General features: G+C 71.7%; 16 protein-coding genes and 1 tRNA gene. 7 read left to right on the top strand and 10 right to left on the bottom strand.

Annotated features, from left to right (window positions below; genetic code table 11):
- The first annotated feature begins 341 nt into the window (after positions 1 to 341).
- Entirely contained in the window at positions 342 to 1,349 is a 1,008-nt protein-coding gene (locus ACYVOO_RS31150) for a chitinase (RefSeq protein ID WP_461019057.1), read from the top strand.
- Positions 1,350 to 1,486: 137 nt separating this feature from the next.
- Here the strand turns inward: ACYVOO_RS31150 and ACYVOO_RS31145 are convergent, their stop codons facing one another.
- The 4 genes from ACYVOO_RS31145 to ACYVOO_RS31130 all read right to left on the bottom strand — a co-directional run bounded on the left by ACYVOO_RS31145 (position 1,487) and on the right by ACYVOO_RS31130 (position 6,588).
- Complete coding sequence (locus ACYVOO_RS31145) at positions 1,487 to 3,010, bottom strand: GH1 family beta-glucosidase (RefSeq protein WP_461019056.1); 1,524 nt, start codon at positions 3,008 to 3,010, stop codon at positions 1,487 to 1,489.
- 176 nt (positions 3,011 to 3,186) lie between these two features.
- Positions 3,187 to 4,176 carry a carbohydrate ABC transporter permease gene (locus ACYVOO_RS31140; protein ID WP_461019055.1) on the bottom strand — a complete coding sequence of 330 codons (990 nt, stop codon included), beginning with the start codon at positions 4,174 to 4,176 and terminating at the stop codon, positions 3,187 to 3,189.
- The gene (locus ACYVOO_RS31135; protein WP_461019054.1) at positions 4,173 to 5,267 is read right to left on the bottom strand and encodes a carbohydrate ABC transporter permease; all 1,095 of its coding nucleotides are present in this window, start codon (positions 5,265 to 5,267) and stop codon (positions 4,173 to 4,175) included. Before ACYVOO_RS31135 ends, ACYVOO_RS31140 begins: the two co-directional genes overlap by 4 nt.
- On the bottom strand, positions 5,248 to 6,588 hold the full coding sequence (locus ACYVOO_RS31130; protein WP_461019053.1) for an ABC transporter substrate-binding protein: 1,341 nt from the start codon (positions 6,586 to 6,588) through the stop codon (positions 5,248 to 5,250). Before ACYVOO_RS31130 ends, ACYVOO_RS31135 begins: the two co-directional genes overlap by 20 nt.
- A 319-nt stretch (positions 6,589 to 6,907) precedes the next feature.
- Between ACYVOO_RS31130 and ACYVOO_RS31125 the strand changes: the two genes are divergently transcribed.
- The 4 genes from ACYVOO_RS31125 to ACYVOO_RS31110 all read left to right on the top strand — a co-directional run bounded on the left by ACYVOO_RS31125 (position 6,908) and on the right by ACYVOO_RS31110 (position 9,675).
- Positions 6,908 to 8,002 (top strand): LacI family DNA-binding transcriptional regulator, encoded by a 1,095-nt coding sequence (locus tag ACYVOO_RS31125; protein ID WP_461019052.1) that lies wholly within the window; start codon positions 6,908 to 6,910, stop codon positions 8,000 to 8,002.
- A gap of 154 nt (positions 8,003 to 8,156) precedes the next feature.
- The gene (locus ACYVOO_RS31120) at positions 8,157 to 8,669 is read left to right on the top strand and encodes a hypothetical protein (protein ID WP_461019051.1); all 513 of its coding nucleotides are present in this window, start codon (positions 8,157 to 8,159) and stop codon (positions 8,667 to 8,669) included.
- A 135-nt stretch (positions 8,670 to 8,804) separates the two neighbouring features.
- Positions 8,805 to 9,389 carry a murein hydrolase activator EnvC family protein gene (locus ACYVOO_RS31115; RefSeq protein WP_461019050.1) on the top strand — a complete coding sequence of 195 codons (585 nt, stop codon included), beginning with the start codon at positions 8,805 to 8,807 and terminating at the stop codon, positions 9,387 to 9,389.
- 127 nt (positions 9,390 to 9,516) lie between these two features.
- Positions 9,517 to 9,675, top strand: a complete 159-nt coding sequence (locus ACYVOO_RS31110) for a hypothetical protein (protein WP_453345622.1) — start codon at positions 9,517 to 9,519, stop codon at positions 9,673 to 9,675.
- 105 nt (positions 9,676 to 9,780) lie between these two features.
- On the opposite strand, the gene ACYVOO_RS31105 is transcribed toward ACYVOO_RS31110, so the two are convergent.
- The 4 genes from ACYVOO_RS31105 to ACYVOO_RS31090 form a co-directional block, all read right to left on the bottom strand.
- A tRNA-His gene (locus ACYVOO_RS31105) sits at positions 9,781 to 9,853 on the bottom strand.
- Positions 9,854 to 9,922: 69 nt separating this feature from the next.
- Positions 9,923 to 10,525: an oligoribonuclease gene (gene orn / locus ACYVOO_RS31100; protein ID WP_461019049.1), complete on the bottom strand. Its 603-nt coding sequence runs from the start codon at positions 10,523 to 10,525 to the stop codon at positions 9,923 to 9,925.
- A 23-nt stretch (positions 10,526 to 10,548) separates the two neighbouring features.
- A complete protein-coding gene (locus ACYVOO_RS31095) occupies positions 10,549 to 11,913 on the bottom strand; it encodes a helix-turn-helix domain-containing protein (protein ID WP_461019048.1) in 1,365 nt (454 codons plus the stop codon).
- Positions 11,914 to 12,321: 408 nt separating this feature from the next.
- Entirely contained in the window at positions 12,322 to 12,582 is a 261-nt protein-coding gene (locus ACYVOO_RS31090; RefSeq protein ID WP_453345619.1) for a hypothetical protein, read from the bottom strand.
- 693 nt (positions 12,583 to 13,275) lie between these two features.
- Between ACYVOO_RS31090 and ACYVOO_RS31085 the strand changes: the two genes are divergently transcribed.
- A complete protein-coding gene (locus tag ACYVOO_RS31085; RefSeq protein ID WP_453345618.1) occupies positions 13,276 to 13,797 on the top strand; it encodes a universal stress protein in 522 nt (173 codons plus the stop codon).
- Between the two features lie 374 nt (positions 13,798 to 14,171).
- Here ACYVOO_RS31085 and glmS read toward each other — a convergent pair whose 3' ends face one another.
- Together glmS and ACYVOO_RS31075 are read right to left on the bottom strand one after the other, a co-directional pair.
- Complete coding sequence (gene glmS, locus ACYVOO_RS31080; protein WP_461019047.1) at positions 14,172 to 15,998, bottom strand: glutamine--fructose-6-phosphate transaminase (isomerizing); 1,827 nt, start codon at positions 15,996 to 15,998, stop codon at positions 14,172 to 14,174.
- Positions 15,999 to 16,120: 122 nt separating this feature from the next.
- Positions 16,121 to 16,399, bottom strand: coding sequence for a hypothetical protein (locus ACYVOO_RS31075; protein WP_453345616.1), 279 nt, complete (start codon positions 16,397 to 16,399; stop codon positions 16,121 to 16,123).
- A 234-nt stretch (positions 16,400 to 16,633) separates the two neighbouring features.
- Here ACYVOO_RS31075 and ACYVOO_RS31070 point away from each other — a divergent pair, with 234 nt between their 5' ends.
- Complete coding sequence (locus ACYVOO_RS31070; RefSeq protein ID WP_461019046.1) at positions 16,634 to 18,292, top strand: family 20 glycosylhydrolase; 1,659 nt, start codon at positions 16,634 to 16,636, stop codon at positions 18,290 to 18,292.
- Positions 18,293 to 18,315 lie beyond the last annotated feature (23 nt).

Below are 18,315 nucleotides of genomic sequence, written 5' to 3'. Positions count from 1 at the left end.
TCGCCCCGTGCCCGGCCTGCGTCCGGCTGACGCCCGGCTGACGTGTCCGGCGCGCGCCGCCGCGCGTCCGCCCCGGTCCCGGCCGACGCCCGCCCCGGGCCCGTCGGTGCCCGTGAGACGTAGCCGGAAACACCCGCCCCGTGTCGCGCGGCCCTCCGAGGCTGAGCGCGTCCTTTTCGCTGCCTTAAGGGCGTCATAAGGTCCGCGACCGCCGTCCCGTACCGGGCAAATGTCCGATTCGGCGGAGCTAGCGTGCTGCTCGTTCCCATGTCCCCCCACATGAGCGAGGCAGCACCACGATGACGAACAACGCCGGACACCGCCGCCGTACCAGCCGCAGAGTGAAGTTGACCGGGGCAGCCGCGGCAGCGGCCATCGTGGCGGGCGGGGGCTTCGTGCTCGCCGCCAACGCGACGGCGGGTACGACCACGGCCGGAGAGGGCACGGAGGCGGCGGCCGGAACCGGTTTCGCGCCCTACGTCGACACCTCGCTCCAGCCCTCGTACGACCTGCTCAAGAGCGCCGAGGCGACCGGCGTCAAGGAGTACAACCTCGCCTTCGTCACCGCCGCCGACGGCGGTTGCACCCCCAAGTGGGGCGGCACCCAGGACCTCGGCGACAACCCGGTGGCCCAGCAGATCGACGAGCTGCGCGCCAAGGGCGGCGACGTACGGGTCTCCTTCGGCGGCGCCAACGGCTCCGAACTCGGCCTGGCCTGCGGCTCGGCGGAGGAGCTGGAGAAGGCGTACGCGAAGGTCGTGGACACCTACGACCTGAAGAAGGCCGACTTCGACATCGAGGGCGGCGCCCTCCCCGACACCGCCGCCAACACCAAGCGTGCCAAGGCCATCGCCGCGCTCCAGAAGTCCCACGAGGACCTGGACGTCTCCTTCACCCTCCCCGTCATGCCGGAGGGCCTCACCCAGGACGGGGTCGCCCTCCTGGAGGACGCCAAGGCGAACGGGGTGAAGGTCTCCGCCGTCAACATCATGGCGATGGACTACGGCCCGTCCTACGACGGCGACATGGGCGAGTACGCGACCCAGGCGGCGACCGCCACCCAGAAGCAGGTCAAGGAGTCGCTCGGCATCGAGGACGACGCCGAGGCGTGGAAGACCGTGGCCATCACGCCGATGATCGGCGTCAACGACGTGGTCGTGGAGGTCTTCAAGCCCGAGGACGCCACCGAGGTGCGGAAGTTCGCCGACGAGAAGGGCATGGGCTGGCTGTCCATGTGGTCGGGCACCCGCGACAAGGCGTGCCCCGGCGGCCCCAAGGACCAGGCGGACCCGACGTGTTCGAGCATCGAGCAGGGCGACTTCGACTTCACGAAGGCGTTCACCGGCTGAGCGACGGCTGAACACCCCGTAGACCGGAACCGGAACCACCACCCCCCACCCGGGGTCGCCCCCAGGACCCCGGCACGGAGCGGGGCGCAGCGGAAGCACCACTCCCCCCACCCGCTGCGCCCCGCCCCCTCTGTCCGCTACCGCTCGTCCGGCGCCGCCTCCGCCTCCGCCGCACCGGTCACGTCGGCCACCCCGGTCACGTCGGCCGCGTCAGCCACCTCGGGGACCTCCGCGACGTCGGGCAGCGCGCCCGTTCTGGCCACCTCCGCGTACCAGCGTGCGGAGGTCTTCGGCACGCGCCGCTGCGTCCCGAAGTCGACCCGTACGGCGCCGAAGCGCTTGCTGTACCCGTAGGCCCACTCGAAGTTGTCCAGCAGGGACCACAGGAAGTAGCCCCGCACATCCGCGCCCCCGGCCAGCGCCCGGTGGACGGCGGCCAGATGGCCGTGCACGTACGCCACACGCTCCGGGTCGTGCACGCGGCCCTCCGCGTCCGGTACGTCTTCGTAGGCGGCGCCGTTCTCGGTGACGTAGAGGGGCAGTCCTGGGACCTCGTCGTGGAAGCGCAGCAGCAGGTCGGTCAGCCCCGACGGGTCGATGCTCCAGCCCATCTCCGTCCTGGCCCCGGGCGGCTGGTGGAACGCCACCCCCTCCGCCGCCGGCCACGGCGAGTGCGCGCTGTCCCCGTGCCCGTCGTGGCGCTCGACGGTGCCGTCGAGCGGCGCGGCGGAGACGAGGGACGGCGTGTAGTAGTTGAGGCAGAGCCCGTCGAGGGGCTGCCCGGCCGTCGCCGTGTCCCCGTCCCGTACGAAGGACCAGTCGGTCAGCCGCGCCGTGTCAGCGAACAGGTCGTCGTCGTAGGCGCCGCGCAGCATGGGCCCGGTGAAGACGCGGGTGGCCAGCGCGTCGACGCGACGGGCCGCGTCCCTGTCCTCCGGCGAGTCCGTGCGGGCCCGTACGACGGCGGGGTTGAGGCTCACCATGAGCTGGGCGCGCGCCGGCAGCGCGGCGCGCAGGGCCTGGGCCGCGAGGCCGTGGCCGAGGTTGAGGTGGTGGGCCGCGCGCAGTGCGGCGACGTGGTCGGTGCGGCCCGGGGCGTGGACGCCGGAGCCGTAGCCCAGGAAGGCGCTGCACCAGGGCTCGTTGAGGGTGGTCCACAGCTCGACGCGGTCGCCGAGCGCGTCGGCGACCAGCCGCGCGTAGTCCGCGAAGCGGTGGGCCGTGTCGCGGTGCGGCCAGCCGCCGAGGTCCTCCAGTTCCTGGGGGAGGTCCCAGTGGTAGAGGGTGAGCACGGGGGTGATGCCCTTCGCCAGCAGCGCGTCGACCAGCGAGCGGTAGAAGTCCAGTCCGCGCTGCACGGCAGGGCCCCGGCCCATGGGCTGGACGCGGGACCAGGAGACGGAGAAGCGGTAGGCGCCGAGGCCGAGCCGGGACATCAGCTCCACGTCGTCCCGGAAGCGGTGGTAGTGGTCGCAGGCCACGTCGCCCGTGTCACCGCCGAGCACCTTTCCCGGGGTGTGCGCGAACGTGTCCCAGATCGAGGGGGTCCTGCCGTCCTCCCCTGTGGCGCCCTCGACCTGGTAGGCGGCCGTGGACGCGCCCCACAGGAAGTCGGTGGGGAACTGTACGGAGGAGGTGGACACCTCGGAGGTCAATGTCATGGAAGCGCTCCCATTCGCGAGCGTACGAGGGTTGGAGGTACGGGTGCGGATACGGAGAGTGCGTACGGGCGGTGCGTACGGGGTGCGGGTGGAGCCGGGCGTACGGGGCCGGGCGGGGTGCGGGCGGGGAAGCGGGGCGGCCCGGGCCGGGGACGAGGACCGGGCCGCCCCTGGCCTCATCCCTTGACGGCGCCCTGCATGATGCCGCCCACGATCTGCTTGCCGAACAGGCCGAAGGCGATCAGCAGCGGCAGCGTGCCCAGCAGGGCACCGGCCATGATCACGGACTCGTCGGGGATGTAACCCTGGCCGAGCCCGGTGAGGGCGACCTGCACGGTCGGGTTCTCCTGGGTGAGCGCGATGATCGGCCAGAAGAACTCGTTCCAGGCCATCACGAAGGTGAGCATCCCCAGGACCGCCATCGCCGGGCGGGCGACGGGGAAGACGACGTGCCACACCACGCGCAGGCTGTGCGCCCCGTCCACCCTGGCGGCCTCGACCAGCTCGGTGGGCAGCGCGCTCACCAGGTACTGCCGCATGAAGAACACCCCGAAGGCGCTCACCATCGTCGGCAGGATCACGGCCTGGAGCTGGTTGGTCCACTCCAGCTCGGCGATGGCCATGAACAGCGGCACGACGCTGAGCTGCGGCGGCACCATCATCGTGCCGATCACCAGCAGGAGCAGGGTGTTCTTCGCGCGGAAGCGGAGCTTGGCGAAGGCGAACCCGGCGAGCGTGGCGAACAGCACGGTGCTGACCGACACGGCCCCCGCGACGATCACCGTGTTGACCAGCGCCTTGCCCATGTTCGCGTCGGACCAGGCGGTGCCCAGGTTCTTCAGGAGGTTGCCGCCGAACCAGAAGGGCGGCGGGGTCTCGGCCAGCCGCTGGTTGTTGCGGGACGCGGCGATCGCCGTCCACACCAGCGGGAAGAGGGAGCCGAGGGTGAAGAGGACGAGCACGGCGTAGGTCAGCCTGCCCCCGTGCAGGTGCCGCCCGGCGGAACCGGCCGCGCCGGCCCGCCGCACGCGCCGTGCCCGTCCTCCGCGCCCGCGACCGCTGCCGCGTCCGCGGGTGCCCCGTCCGCGACCGGCCCCGCCGCGCCCGTCCGCCGGCTCCTCGTCGCCGCGTTCGGCCCGTACGGCGAGCGCACTCCGCGTCGTCATGACGGACCCCCTCCGTGGCTCTTCTGGAGCCGTCGGGCGATCAGCCAGTTGACCAGGCCGATCACGATCAGGATCAGGAACATCGTCCAGGCGATGGCGGACGCCCGGCCGAGGTGGAAGTTGAACCAGCCCTGCTCGTACAGGTAGAGGCCCAGCGTCTGGTACTGGTGCGAGCCCCCGCCCGACTGCGAGCCGCCGAACAGCAGCGGCTCACCGAAGAGCTGAGTGGCGCCGATGGTCGAGACGACGACGGTGAACAGGATCGTCGGCCGCAGCGACGGCACCGTGACGTGCAGGAACTGCTGCCAGCGCGAGGCACCGTCGAGGGCCGCCGACTCGTACAGGTCGTCCGGCACCGACTGCATGGCGGCGAGGTAGATGAGCGCGTTGTAGCCCGTCCAGCGCCAGATGACGATGGTGGAGACCGCGAGCTGGGAGGTCCAGGTGCCGTTCTCCCAGTCGATGTTGTCGATGCCGACGAGCCCGAACGCCCAGTTGATCATCCCGTAGTCCCGCCCGAAGAGCAGCGTGAAGACGAGGGTCGCGGCGGCGACGGACGTCGCGTACGGGGTGAGCATCGCGACGCGGTAGAACATGCTGCCGCGCAGCCGGTAGTTGAGGAGGTGCGCCAGGCCCAGCGCCATCAGCAACTGCGGCACCGTCGAGATGACCCCGATGGTGAACGTGTTGCGCAGCGCGTTCCAGAAGAACTCGTCCTCCAGCAGCCGGGAGTAGTTGTGCAGCCCGGCCCACTCCATGTCGGTGGGGCTGTGCAGCGAGACCTTGTGGAGCGAGGCCCAGCCCGTGTAGAGCAGCGGGAAGAGGCCGAAGGCGGCGAAGAAGAGGAAGAACGGCGAGATGAAGGCGTAGGGGCTCCACTTCGCGTCCCGCCGGTAGCGGCGGCTGCGGCGTTCCGCCGCGCGCGAGCGCCCCGTGCCGCCCGCGCGCGTCCCGCCGCCCCCCGGCCCGTCCCGCCGCGCCCGTCCGGCCCCCCGTGCCCGCGTCGTGCGCGGGCCGGGGGAGCCGTCCGTGCGGTCAGGACCCGAGTCCGGGCCCGTTCCCGGGATGCGGTCAGTCCTCGACGACGTCATCGATCTTCTTCACAGCCGCGTCCCAGCCCTCTTCGGGGGACTTGCCCTGCTGCTCGACCTGGAGGATGCCCACGTCGGTGAAGGTCTGCTTGATGAGCCCGTCCTTCGGGCCGAGGACGGCCGTCGGGATGCCCCTGGCGGCGTCCGAGAAGATCTTCCCGATGGGCGCGTCACCGAAGTAGGCGTGCTTGGCGTCCTTCACCTCGGGCAGCTCCAGCGCGGTGGACGAGCTGGGGAAGCTGGCCTGCTTCTGGAAGAGCTTCGCCTGCTGCTGGGGAGCGGTCAGCCAGGTGGCGAGCTTGATGGCCTCTTCCTTGTTCTTGGCCTTCTCCGGGACGGTCAGGAAGGAGCCGCCCCAGTTCGCCGGCTTGGGCGCGGGGGCCACGTCCCACTTGTCCTCGGCCTTGTCGCCCGCCTTCTCCTTGATGTAGCCGAGCATCCAGGGCGGGCAGATCACGCTGGCGAAGGTCCCGTTGGCGTACGCCTGGTCCCACGCCTTGTCGAACTGCTTCAGCTTGCCCGTCATCTTCCCCTCGACGGCGCGCATGGCCAGGTCCCACGACTCGTTGACGGCCTCGCTGTCCTTGTAGATCAGCTTGCCCCCGGCCGTGTAGTTCTTCTTCGCGTAACTGGAGACGGAACCGTTGTAGAGGCCCGCGGCGCCGTCCATGAAGGCGGTGCCCTCGGGCGCGTTCTTCATGTAGTCCTCGCCGGTGTCGACGTACTTGCTCCAGTCGCCCGCCCACAGCTCGCCCACCTCGTCGCGGTCCGTGGGCAGCCCGGCCTTCTTGAACAGGTCCTTGCGGTAGCAGATGCCCATGGGGCCGATGTCCGTGCCCAGCCCTATGGTGCTGCCGCTCTCGGTGGCGGCCTGGTCCCACTTCCAGTCGAGCCAGTCGCCCTTCTCCACCCCGGGCGCCTTGCCGAGGTCGACGAACTTGTCCGCCTGGAGGGTGGCCAGCTCGTTGATGTTGTCGACCTCGACCGCCTGGATGTCGCTGAGGCCGCTGCCCGCGGTGAGGTGGTTCAGGAGCGCCGGGTAATAGTCCTCGTTGCGCTCGGTCGAGTTCTCCTTGATGGTCACACCGGGGTTGAGCTTCTCGTACTCGTCATAGAGCCCGGCCTGCTTGTAACCGAAGACACCGAAGACGCCGACCGAGACCACGGTCCCGCCCTTGCCGCCGCTGTCCTCGGCACCGGGGTCTTCGCTGTCCTCCGCACAGCCCCCCAGCAGACCTGCCCCTAGCGCGGCCGTGAGGACGGACGCGGCGAGGCGGCGGCGCAGGTGGCGGCGCGGGGAGGTACGGCTGTCGATGCGCATGTTGGCGTCCTCCCGAACGTACGGGTTGTGTAGAGGGGAAGTACGTTGGGAGCGCTCCCAGTCGTGATGAGTTGAAGAGTCCCGGAGCCCTCGCGGGGTGTCAAGGCATGTGGCAGCAACTGGCTCACGGCGGGGTGTAGTTCAATGATCCCCTCGGTACGGATCCCGCGCCCGCGCCCCGCGCGCCCCCGCGGGGCCGTCCCGTACGGCACGGCCCCGCGCGCCCCGCGCGAGCGGGCAGCATGACAGGCAGGGCCCGCACCCGCGCCGCGCACGGCGGGGGACGCGACGGGGAACATGTCCATGAGGGGGAGGCAGCATGGCCGTAGTCCGCACGGGCCGCGCCGGAGGTGCGAGGCCCACGCTGGAGCAGGTCGCCGCCCGCGCGGGGGTCGGCCGGGGCACCGTGTCCCGGGTGATCAACGGCTCGCCGCGCGTCAGCGACCGCACCCGCGCCGCAGTACAGGCGGCCGTCGCCGAGCTGGGCTACGTGCCCAACCGCGCGGCGCGCGCCCTCGCCGCAGGGAGCGCCGACGCCATCGCGCTCGTCGTCCCCGAACCCGAGACCCGGCTCTTCGCCGAGCCGTACTTCTCCGGCATCCTGCGCGGCGTCAGCGCGGAACTGGCCGACACGGACATGCAGTTGCTGCTGACACTCATACGCAGCCGACGCGAGCGCGACCGCTTCGCGCAGTACGTCACCGCTCATCGTGTCGACGGAGTGCTCCTCATCTCCGTGCACGCCGACGATCCGCTGCCCGACCTGCTGGAGCGCATCGAGATGCCCGCCGTGCTCAACGGGCGCCGCTCCGGCGGGGAGACCGTGCCCTACGTCGACTGCGACAACCAGGGCGGAGCGCAGCAGGCCGTCGAGCACCTCATAGGGCGCGGCAGGCGCGCCGTCGCCACCATCACGGGGCCCCTCGACATGTACGTGGCGCAGTGCCGCCTGGAGGGCTACCGCGAGGCGATGCGCGCCGCGGGCCGCGAGGACGGCGAACGGCTCACCGCGCACGGCGACTTCACGGAGGAGGGCGGCCACCGCGCGATGCGCGAGCTGCTGGAGCGCGAGCCCGGCGTGGACGCCGTCTTCTGCGCCTCCGACGTGATGGCCGCCGGTGCCAGGCTGGCCCTGCGCGAGGCGGGCAGGACCGTGCCGGGCGACGTGGCGCTCGTCGGCTTCGACGACTCGGCCGTCGCCCGCCACATGGACCCGCCGCTGACGACGGTGCGCCAGCCCATCGAGGAGATGGGGCGCGCGATGGCCAGGACCCTGCTGGAGCTGATGGCAAGGGAGCCGGGCGCGCGGGGGCGCAGGGACCGCCCGCCGCTCCCGGCGGGCGGGGCCGGGGCCAGGACACCGGGGCCCCGGCTGGTGCTCCCGACGGAGCTGGTCCGCCGGGGTTCGTCCTGAGAGGCGGGGCTCCGGGGACGAACCGGTGGCTTCGGGACTTTGAACCACCGGTGAGGCCGGGGCAGCCGTGAGGACCGTCGGGATGCTGTGAAGGAAGTGGGGCGGCGGCACCCCGCCAGGGGGTGCCCCGTGCGAACGGAAGTACGGTGACGCGATGTCCCGTCGCCGCAGACCCGCCGCGCACCGCGTGTCCCGTACGAAACAGCGGCGACGGCGCGTCCTGCTCGGCCTCGCCGTGGGGCTCGCCCTCACGGGCGCGGCGGTCGAGGTGGGCGACGTCCTCCCCGGCGAACACCCCGTGGGCGAGGGCCCGTCGGCCGCGTCGCCCTCGGCCACCCCGCCCTCTGCGGCGCGCACGTCCGCCTCGCCGGGGCACGGGGACAGGTCTGGTTCCGCTTCCGCTTCCGCGTCGCCGTCGGCCGATGCCGGCGACGCCACCGGCACGCCGGACGGGCGCGCCCCGGGCGGCGCCTCGGCGGACCCCGCCGAGGCCACCGGTGACGGCCGGGCTCCCGAGGGCGGTGGCGGCGACGGCGCGGAGGGACCGGCGCCCACCCGTACGAGCGGTCCTGGCACCACCGCGCCGCCGCCCGCGCCCGAGCCGAGCCCCACCCCCACGGGCGACGGGGACGACGGCTGCTTCCTGTGGTGGTGCCCCGACGAGTAGCCGTGTCCCTCGGCGCTCTTGGGCCCGTCGGGCTTCCGGTCACTCCTCCGGTTCCGGTCACCCCTCCGGTTCCGGTCACCCCTCCGGACAGTGCCCGGGTGCGGGCCGGCGCTCCCTGCCCTTTGCTTGGCTGATATGACCTCAGAAACGCGACACGGGGCAGGAACAGCGGCCGGGGCACGCCGTCGCCGGGCCGGACTGGCGAGCGGCGCGCTGGCGGCCGTCCTCCTCGTCGCCGGGGCCGCTGACACGGCCGTCGCGGCGCAGACACACCCCCGTGCCCCCGGGCACGCTCACGCGCTCACCCACCTGGGCGGCTGGGCGAGCCCCGTGGCGGGTGGCCGCGTCTCGCAGAAGTACGGCATCAAGGGGAAGTGGGCGGCGGGCCACCACACCGGCATCGACCTGGCGGTCCCCAGGGGCACCCCGGTCCGCTCGGTCGGCTCGGGCACAGTGGTCTTCGCCGGAAGGTCAGGCGCCTACGGCAAGGCCGTCACGATCCGTATGCACGACGGCCACTACACGCTCTTCGCGCACCTGTCGCGGATCACCGTCCAGCGGGGCCAGCGGGTGCGGGCCGGAACCTGGATCGGCCGCTCCGGCAACAGCGGACGCACCACGGGCCCGCACCTCCACTTCGAGGTACGGGCGCAGCGCGGCTACGGCTCCGACGTCGACCCGGTGGCCTACCTGGCCAGGAAGGGCGTCCGCCTGGTGTGACGCACGTCATGGCCGCTGGGTGCCGCGAGGCCCGTACGGACCGCCCGGGGTGCCGGGCGGCCGGGAACGGTGTAGATCGTTGAGCGTGGGCCGAGGAGCCCGCACGCCCCGCGCTCACGGAGGAACCATGACCATCGACCCGACGGACGCCACGCCCGACATCCACGACGACGCCCTGCTGGCCGACTCCGACCCGAACTCGGGGGACGAGGCGGAGAGGCCGGAGGAGAGCCGGATACTCGATCTCCTGGAGACCGAGTTCGACCAGCCGGACCCGTCCGACTGATTGGACCGTGCGACTGGCCGGGCCCCGGCGCCCCTGCCCCGGCCCCGGCCCCGCGTACGAAGAAGGCCCCCGGTCCGTTCCCGGACCGGGGGCCTTGCCTCTCAGGGTGAATGACGGGACTTGAACCCGCGACATCCTGGACCACAACCAGGTGCTCTACCATCTGAGCTACATCCACCATGACCGGCGCTTTTCTGACCGGCCGAGAAAGAGTGTACAGGGTCAGCGGGGGTGCTCGCTCACAGGTTCATGTGCGGGGGAGCACGTGCTTCGCCGCGATCTTCTTCGCCGCGTCGGAGTCCGGTCCGGGTGCGGGGACGAAGACCGCCTCGCGGTAGTAGCGCAGCTCGGCGATGGACTCGCGGATGTCCGCGAGCGCGCGGTGGTTGCCGTTCTTCTCCGGGCTGTTGAAGTAGGCGCGCGGGAACCAGCGGCGGGCCAGTTCCTTGACCGAGGACACATCGACGATGCGGTAGTGGAGGTAGCCCTCCAGCTCCGGCATGTCACGGGCGAGGAAGCCGCGGTCGGTGCCGACGGAGTTCCCGCACAGCGGCGCTTTGCCCGGCTCCGGAACGTGTTCGCGGATGTACGCGAGGACGCGCTCCTGCGCGTCGGCCAGCGTCGTGCCCTCGTCCAGCTCGTCGAGCAGGCCCGAGGCGGTGTGCATCTCGCGCACCACCTCGGGCATGGCCACCAGGGAGCGGGCCGGGGGCCGGATGACGATGTCCACACCGTCACCGAGCACGTTCAGCTCCGAGTCGGTGACCAGGGCCGCCACCTCGATGAGCGCGTCGTCGGACAGCGAGAGCCCCGTCATCTCGCAGTCGATCCACACCATGCGATCGTTCATGCGCCTCACCCTACGTCCGACGCTCAGCCCGAGCTGCGCCCGCGCTGCCCCGGCAGCCGTGGAGCGTAGACGTCGGAATCCGGTTTGCCCGGTTCGATGCGGCCTCCGCGTCCCTCCCTGGCCTCCCTGGCCTCTCGCGCCTCCCTCGGTTCACGGAGCTGGCCGGTGTGGCCCACGTGCGCGGCGTGGCCGGGCTCACGGAAGTCGCGCCCCTCCCGCATCTCCCGGGCTTCCCGTGCCTCCCTGACCTCCCTCGGGTCCCGCAGCTCGCGGAGCGGTTCCGGCGGCCTGGGGCCCGGGACAGGCCCGGGGTGCTCGTGGCCCAGCGACTCCGTCCGCACGTCCTCGGCGCCCGCGTCCGGCCGCCGGGCGCGGTAGGCGGCCCGGTAGGCGGCGGGGGAGGAGCCGAGCTGGCGCCGGAAGTGGCCGCGCAGCGCGACGGGCGAGCGGAATCCGCAGCGGCCCGCGACCTCGTCCACCGAATAGTCGGAGGTCTCCAGCAGCCGCTGGGCCTGGAGGACCCGCTGGGTGATCAGCCATTGGAGGGGAGCGCTCCCAGTCAGGGAACGGAAGCGCCGGTCGAAGGTCCGACGGGACATGTAGGCACGTGCGGCGAGCGTCTCCACGTCGAACTGCTCGTGCAGGTGCTCCAGCGCCCAGGCGACGACCTCCGCGAGCGGATCGGCTCCGATTTCCTCTGGTAAGGAGCGGTCGAGATGCCGTGGATGGCCGCCGGTCTCCGCGCCGTTGCCCCGGCGCGGGGGCACCACGAGGCGCCGTGCCAGCGCGCCCGCCGCCTCGGCGCCGTGATCGGTGCGCACCACGTGCAGGCACAGGTCGATCCCGGCGGCGGTGCCCGCGGAGGTGAGGATGTCGCCGTCGTCCACGAACAGTTCACGGGGATCGACATGGACGGCGGGATAGCGCTTGGCGAGTGTCGGCGCGTACATCCAGTGGGTCGTCGCGGGGCGTCCGTCCAGCAGTCCGGCCGCGGCGAGCACGAAAGCGCCGGTGCAGAGACCGATGATGCGCGCCCCCTCCTCGTGCGCGCGGCGGAGTGCGTCCAGCGCCGCCGTGGGCGGGGGCTGGGTGATGGAGCGCCATGCGGGGACCACGACGGTGCCCGCGCGGGAGAGCGCCTCCAGCCCGTACGGTGCGCTGAGCTGGAGCCCACCGGTGGTACGCAGCGGCCCGTCCTCGCCCGCACACACCAACAGCCGGTAGCGCGGGACACCCGCGTCCTGGCGGTCGATGCCGAAGACGGAGAGCGGGATGGAGCTCTCGAAGATGGGACCACCGCTGAAGAGCAACACCGCCACGATCTCGCGCCGGCGGCGCGCGGCCAGCTTGCGGGTCGTCGCCGGGCCGTTCGTGGAGTCCTGGCTCATTGGAACTAAGCCCCCCTCAATCGTCGCGTCCTCTCGGTCTACACGTCTCCCCCGCGGCGATAGCCAAGATCGAATCTACTGTGTCGGATGAGGTTGGCGGGACCAGTTCGGCACCCGACGTTATGTCGATAAGGCAACTTGGCGTGAAGCATTCGATCACGAAGCGTTCCACTCGGCGCCGCCGCTGGGAAGTGCGCATGCCGTCCCTGCCCCGTCGCCATAGGGCGCACACGTGCCCGGTGGTCCTTTCCTCCCTGGTGAAAGGGCTGTTGGGGGGAGCCCGCGACAAGCGGCTGTACTCGGCCGGAAGTTGGCCGAAAAACGAGGGGGATCAGTCGTGCGATCAGGTCACTCCACGGGCGCACCACTCAGCCGCTTTCGTGCGCCGGAGTGAACTACGCACTCTGGTCAGATGTGCGTCGGTTGTCGACCCCCGCGGTGTGCCCCCGCACCCGTGCGGCCGTGCCGCCCCCGGTGCGGGCCCGCTTGCTCGGCGGCCAGCCGCGTGTACGTGCGCTCCGACTGGCGCAAGAGCGCCCGGCATGCGGCGGTGATGCCGACCAGTCCGATGGACGTACCGAAGGCGACCAGCGGCGATGAGCCGCACACCAGCAGAACGACCAGGACGAGCGCGCTGCTGAACGCACCCCAGCGGACGATCTCCGTCACCGGATCGGCCGAATCCCGCGAGCCGGGCCACGCCGTGTCGGCGCGGGAGCGCGCGGCGTGCGGGCGGCCCTCGGGTGGCTCGTACGCGTACGCGTGCCCGTAGGCGCGCGTGCGCGGGCCGGGGCGGGAGGGGGTGCGGCGGCGGGTGCGACGGGAGGCGGGGCGCGTGGCGGAGCGTGGAGCCGGGCGTGGAGCCGGGCGTGGGGCGGGGCGTGGGGCGGTGGAATCGTGCGGGAGTACGGGCACGCCGTGCCTAACGCGGGCCCTCCGTGCCGGTCACTACGGCATACGGGGCGTACTCACGGGGGTGTGCGGGCCCGCCCGTCAGGGCTGGAGGGGCCGGTCGCCCCCGGCCGCCGTGGTGGCGGAGGCCCGCGCGGCCCGGGTGGCGAAAGATCTCGGACAGGGCGGCGGGCCGACGGACAGCCGACGGGGGACCGGCGGAGAACCGGCCGGGCGGACTGTAAGGGGCGCTGCGGGGCATTGCGCGAAGGCCGCCCCTGAGGCATGCTCCGGGGTCAGCGTTCGACCGGCAGCAGCTCCCCGGGCCCTGGGCAAGGGGGGAGTACCGCCGTACCCTTGGGGTAGGGACTTGAAAAGGCTATTCCCGGTCGTCATCACCTCAGCCACTCACGAGAGCGCACACGTCAACCGCCGTTCCTCCGCACACAGGACTCCCTTCGCCGAGACATCATGGCTGGACACGAGATCCCCGAACCAGCGGACCGTAAGCAGGTCGCCGATCACGCGGTGACGCCTGAGGCGGCGGAAGAACCTCGCCACTCCTGCGATCCGGCCTTCCAGCACGGCGTCGTCGTCGGTTTCGACGGCTCCATGTCGAGCGAGCGCGCTCTCGCCTACGCCATCGGCATGGCGAACCGCTCCGGCTCCGGACTGATCATCGTCCATGTGGCCAACCGGCTGCCCACCACCGTGTGGGCTGGCTGTGAGCCGCCCGTCTTCGTGGACGTTCCCGACCACCGTACCGAGGTGCTGGGCCTGGAACTGGCCTGCGCCGATCACCTCTCCGAGGTCCCCTGGATCCTCGTCGAGCGGGGCGGCGACATCTGCCACGAGCTGGAAGAGGTCGGCCAGGAGTACGAGGCGGACGCCATCGTGGTCGGCTCCACGCACGGCCTCGTCGGCCGGATCTTCGGCTCGGTCGCGGGCAGGCTGGCGCGGCGGGCGCAGCGTCCGGTCGTGGTGATTCCGTAGTCGCGTCGCGTCGCGTCGCGGCGTGGGGCTGGGGGTGGGGCATGTCGGCTGCCCGGTTTGCGTATCCGCGTCGGCTTCTCCGGGCGGCGGCGCCAACTCCCGGTTCCCTACGGGAGATTCATGACCGGACAATCGATAAATCTACCCATGCGTAGAGGTGGATTGTGCGCTTGTGAGGGGCATAAAGGTAGGGCCGGAAACACCGGAAGGACGTGCTGTCGCACGGGAGGTGACGGTCCCGTACGGCAGCCCACCCGCCGGCGTAATGGGCGACGCCGGCACAGGGGAGGCGGGGTTCCGCGCAGTTGGTGGCCTGCGCGGGACCCCGCCCGTACGTTCACTGGGGGTGCCAGGGGGCGCCAGGGGCGTCCGGGTCACTCCACCGTGACGGACTTCGCCAGGTTGCGGGGCTTGTCGATGTCCCGGCCCAGGGCCAGCGCCGTGTGGTACGCGAGGAGCTGGAGGGGGATGCCCATCAGGATCGGGTCCAGCTCGACCTCGTTGCGGGGTACCACGATCGTGTGGTCCGCCTTCTCCTGCTCCTGGTGCGCGACGGCGAGGATCCTGCCGCTGCGGGCCTTGATCTCCTCCAGGGTGGCGCGGTTCTTGTCGAGCAGATCGTCGTCGGGGAGGATCGCGACCGTCGGCACGGCGGGCTCGATGAGCGCGAGGGGACCGTGCTTCAGCTCGGAGGCCGGGTACGCCTCGGCGTGGATGTACGAGACCTCCTTGAGCTTCAGCGACGCCTCGCGGGCCACGGGGTAGCCCCGTACGCGGCCGACGAACATCATGCTCTTGGCCTGCGCGTAGTCGGCGGCCAGCTTCTCGATCTCGCCCTCGGCGCGCAGGACCTCGGCGATCTGGTCGGGCAGCTTGCGCAGGCCCGCGATGATGCGCTTGCCGTCCGCCACCGACAGGTCGCGGATGCGGCCCAGATGGAGGGCGAGCAGGCCGAAGGCGACGGCGGTGTTGGTGAAGCACTTGGTGGAGACGACGCAGACCTCAGGGCCCGCGTGCACGTACACGCCGCCGTCCGTCTCGCGCGCGATGGCCGAGCCCACGACGTTCACGACGCCGAGGACGCGGGCGCCCTTGCGCTTCAGCTCCTGGACGGCCGCGAGGGTGTCGTAGGTCTCGCCCGACTGGCTGACCGCGATGTAGAGGGTGTCGGGGTCCACGACCGCGTTGCGGTAGCGGAACTCGCTCGCGGGCTCGGCGTCGGCGGGGATGCGCGCCAGCTCCTCGATCAACTGGGCGCCGATCATGCCCGCGTGGTACGCGGAGCCGCAGCCCAGGATCTTCACGCGGCGCATGGTGCGGGCCTCGCGCGCGTCGAGGTTGAGGCCGCCGAGGTGGACGGTCGCGAAGCGGTCGTCGATACGGCCGCGCAGCACGCGGTCCACGGCGTCGGCCTGCTCGGCGATCTCCTTGTGCATGTACGTGTCGTGGCCGCCCATGTCGTACGACTCGGCCGCCCACTCCACGGTCTCGGGCGAGGTGGAGGTGCGCGAGCCCTCGGTCGTGTAGGTGCGGTAGTCGTCGGCCTTGATGGTGGCCATCTCGCCGTCGTCGAGGGTGACGACCTGGCGCGTGTGCGAGACGAGCGCGGCGACGTCGGACGCCACGAACATCTCGTGCTCGCCGATGCCCAGGACGACGGGGGAGCCGTTGCGCGCCACGACGATCCGGTCGGGGAAGTCGGCGTGCAGCACGGCGATGCCGTAGGTGCCCTCGACGTGCCGCAGCGCCTCCTGGATCCGCGCCTCCAGCGTCTCGGCCTGGGCGCGGGCGATCAGGTGGGACAGCACCTCGGTGTCCGTCTCGGAGAGGAAGACGACGCCGTCGGCGGTGAGCTTGGCGCGCAGCTCGGAGGCGTTGTCGATGATGCCGTTGTGGACGACGGCGACCTTCTCGGCCGCGTCGAGGTGCGGGTGCGCGTTCTCGTCGTTCGGGGCGCCGTGGGTGGCCCAGCGGGTGTGGGCGATGCCTGTGGTGCCGGCGAAGCGCTTGGGGAGGCGGTCCTCCAGGTCGCGGACCCGGCCCTTGGTCTTGGCCGTCTTGAGGCCCGCGCTCTTGCCCGTACCGCTGCTGTGGATGGCGATACCGGCGGAGTCGTAGCCGCGGTACTCCAGCCTCTGGAGTCCTTCCAGCAGCAGGGGTGCCGCCTCGCGCTTGCCGATGTATCCCACGATTCCGCACATGCTGGCTGTCGCCTCTCCCTCGCCCTGTACTGCTTGTACCTGTGCTGCTTGCTCGCGTGTCGCCGGTGCCGGTGCCGGTGCCGATGCCGGTGCCGGTGCTGCTGTGCCGTGCCGCCGTCGCGTCAGCCGTAGACGATGCGGCGCAACTGCCGGAGTGTGAGGTCCGGTGGTGCGACCGCGCGGTGCGGCAGCTCGGCCGCGATCCGCTCGAAGATGTCCGCGTTGGTCAGCCCACCGGACTGCATCTCACGGTGACGTCTGCGGACGAACTCTTCCGTCGTCTCGTCGAAGTACGCCAGGACGTCGAGCACGACCCGGGCCGCTTCGCCGCGCTGGAGCGGTGTGGTGCGGGCCAGGTGGTCGATGAGGTCGTCATGGACCGGCGTCCGGGCTTCGAGCATTCGTCGATACTGCGGGCTTCCCGCGCCTTACGCAAGAAATCTGCCCGATATCGGGCAGGCGTGGCGTGTTTATGTCGTCCGAGTCCGCCAAGTGGGCCGGGGGATGGTCTGCACCTTGACCCTTGGAGGGGTGCGCGGTACGAGTGAGTGATCGCTCGGTCGCACTCCGCACACGCGCCCCCTCCTCGGGGCCCCTCTTGTCACGTAGCCCTCGTACCGTCGAAGGGACCGCTCGTGAGACGACTCAGACCGCTGCTGCTGTGCCTCACCCTCCTCGCCGCCGCGCTGCCGGGATCGGCGGCCGTGGCCGTCGCCTCGCCTTCGGTGGGCGCCGGAGCGGACGGTCCGCCACGGCCGCTGGACCAGGTGATCCCCGCTCCGGAGTCCGTACGGGAGGGCGGGGCGCCCTTCACCCTCGGCGAGCGGACCCCCATCCGGGTGACGGGCGGCTCGGGCGGCTCGGGCGGCTCGGGTGGCGAGGCCCGTGAGGCCCGCGAGGCCGCGCGGGCGCTGGCCGCGCTGCTGCGCCCCTCCACCGGCTACGCGCTGCCCGTCACCACCGAGCCGGGCCGCGACGGCATCCAGCTCCGGCTCACGGACGAGGGGGATGACGAGGGCGACGCCGGGGGCGGGCTCGGGGAGGAGGGGTACCGGCTGGAGGTGTCCCGTAAGGCGGCCGTGATCAGCGCGCCGACCGGCGCCGGGCTGTTCCACGGGGTGCAGACGCTGCGCCAGTTGCTGCCCGCCGAAGTCGAGTCGCGCAGTGAGCGACCGGGCCCGTGGCAGGTGGCGGGCGGCACCGTCACCGACCGGCCCCGCTACGCGTACCGCAGCGCCATGCTGGACGTGTCCCGGCACTTCTTCTCCGTGGACAAGGTCAAGCGTTACATCGACCAGCTCGCGCTCTACAAGATCAACACGCTGCATCTGCACCTGTCCGACGACCAGGGCTGGCGCATCGCCATCGACTCCTGGCCGCGGCTGGCGACGTACGGCGGCAGCACCGAGGTCGGCGGCGGCCCCGGCGGCTACTACACCAAGGACGACTACCGCGAGATCCTGCGCTACGCCGCTTCCCGGCATCTGACCGTCGTGCCCGAGATCGACCTGCCGGGCCACACGAACGCCGCCCTCGCCTCCTACGCGGAGCTGAACTGCGACGGCATAGCGCCTCCGCTCTACACCGGTACCGAGGTCGGCTTCAGCTCGCTGTGCGTGCCGAAGGAGATCACCTACGACTTCGTGGACGACGTGGTGCGCGAGATCGCCGCGCTGACGCCGGGCCCATATCTGCACATCGGCGGCGACGAGGCCCACTCCACCAGCCACGAGGACTACGTGGCGTTCATGGACAGGGCGCAGAAGATCGTCGCCAAGTACGGCAAGACGGTCGTCGGCTGGCACCAGTTGACGGGCGCTGGGCCCGACGAGGGCGCCGTGGCGCAGTACTGGGGGACGACAGGGGAGGAGGCGGAGGTCGCGCAGGCCGCGAAGAACGGCACCCGGCTGATCCTCTCGCCCGCCAACCGCTCCTACCTCGACATGAAGTACGACAAGGACACCCCGTACGGGCTGAGCTGGGCGGGCTATGTCGAGGTCCGGCAGTCCTACGACTGGGATCCGGGCGGCTATGTGAAGGGCGCGCCGGGCGAGGCGGTGCTCGGGGTCGAGGCGCCGCTGTGGTCGGAGACGCTGGACACGAGCGACGAGGTCGAGTTCATGGCCTTCCCCCGGCTGCCGGGCATCGCGGAACTTGGCTGGTCGCCCGCCTCGACGCACGGCTGGGACCCGTACAAGGAGCGGCTGGCGCAGCAGGCGCCGCGCTGGGAGCGGCTGGGCATCGACTACTGGCGCTCGCCGCAGGTGCCGTGGCCCGCTACCGCTGACCGTTGAGGAGGCGGGTCCCGTTGCGGGGA

Source organism: Streptomyces daliensis, from assembly GCF_054782395.1.
This window is presented reverse-complemented; position numbering and strand designations above follow the sequence as displayed.

Coding starts and splice junctions, on each gene's coding strand:
- ACYVOO_RS31120 (WP_461019051.1), top strand. CDS start 8,157: ATGTCCCGTCGCCGCAGACCCGCCGCGCACCGCGTGTCCCGTACGAAA.
- glmS (WP_461019047.1), bottom strand. CDS start 15,998: ATGTGCGGAATCGTGGGATACATCGGCAAGCGCGAGGCGGCACCCCTG.
- orn (WP_461019049.1), bottom strand. CDS start 10,525: ATGAACGATCGCATGGTGTGGATCGACTGCGAGATGACGGGGCTCTCG.
- ACYVOO_RS31075 (WP_453345616.1), bottom strand. CDS start 16,399: ATGCTCGAAGCCCGGACGCCGGTCCATGACGACCTCATCGACCACCTG.
- ACYVOO_RS31115 (WP_461019050.1), top strand. CDS start 8,805: ATGACCTCAGAAACGCGACACGGGGCAGGAACAGCGGCCGGGGCACGC.
- ACYVOO_RS31110 (WP_453345622.1), top strand. CDS start 9,517: ATGACCATCGACCCGACGGACGCCACGCCCGACATCCACGACGACGCC.
- ACYVOO_RS31140 (WP_461019055.1), bottom strand. CDS start 4,176: ATGACGACGCGGAGTGCGCTCGCCGTACGGGCCGAACGCGGCGACGAG.
- ACYVOO_RS31125 (WP_461019052.1), top strand. CDS start 6,908: ATGGCCGTAGTCCGCACGGGCCGCGCCGGAGGTGCGAGGCCCACGCTG.
- ACYVOO_RS31135 (WP_461019054.1), bottom strand. CDS start 5,267: ATGACGTCGTCGAGGACTGACCGCATCCCGGGAACGGGCCCGGACTCG.
- ACYVOO_RS31085 (WP_453345618.1), top strand. CDS start 13,276: ATGGCTGGACACGAGATCCCCGAACCAGCGGACCGTAAGCAGGTCGCC.
- ACYVOO_RS31095 (WP_461019048.1), bottom strand. CDS start 11,913: ATGAGCCAGGACTCCACGAACGGCCCGGCGACGACCCGCAAGCTGGCC.
- ACYVOO_RS31130 (WP_461019053.1), bottom strand. CDS start 6,588: ATGCGCATCGACAGCCGTACCTCCCCGCGCCGCCACCTGCGCCGCCGC.
- ACYVOO_RS31145 (WP_461019056.1), bottom strand. CDS start 3,010: ATGACATTGACCTCCGAGGTGTCCACCTCCTCCGTACAGTTCCCCACC.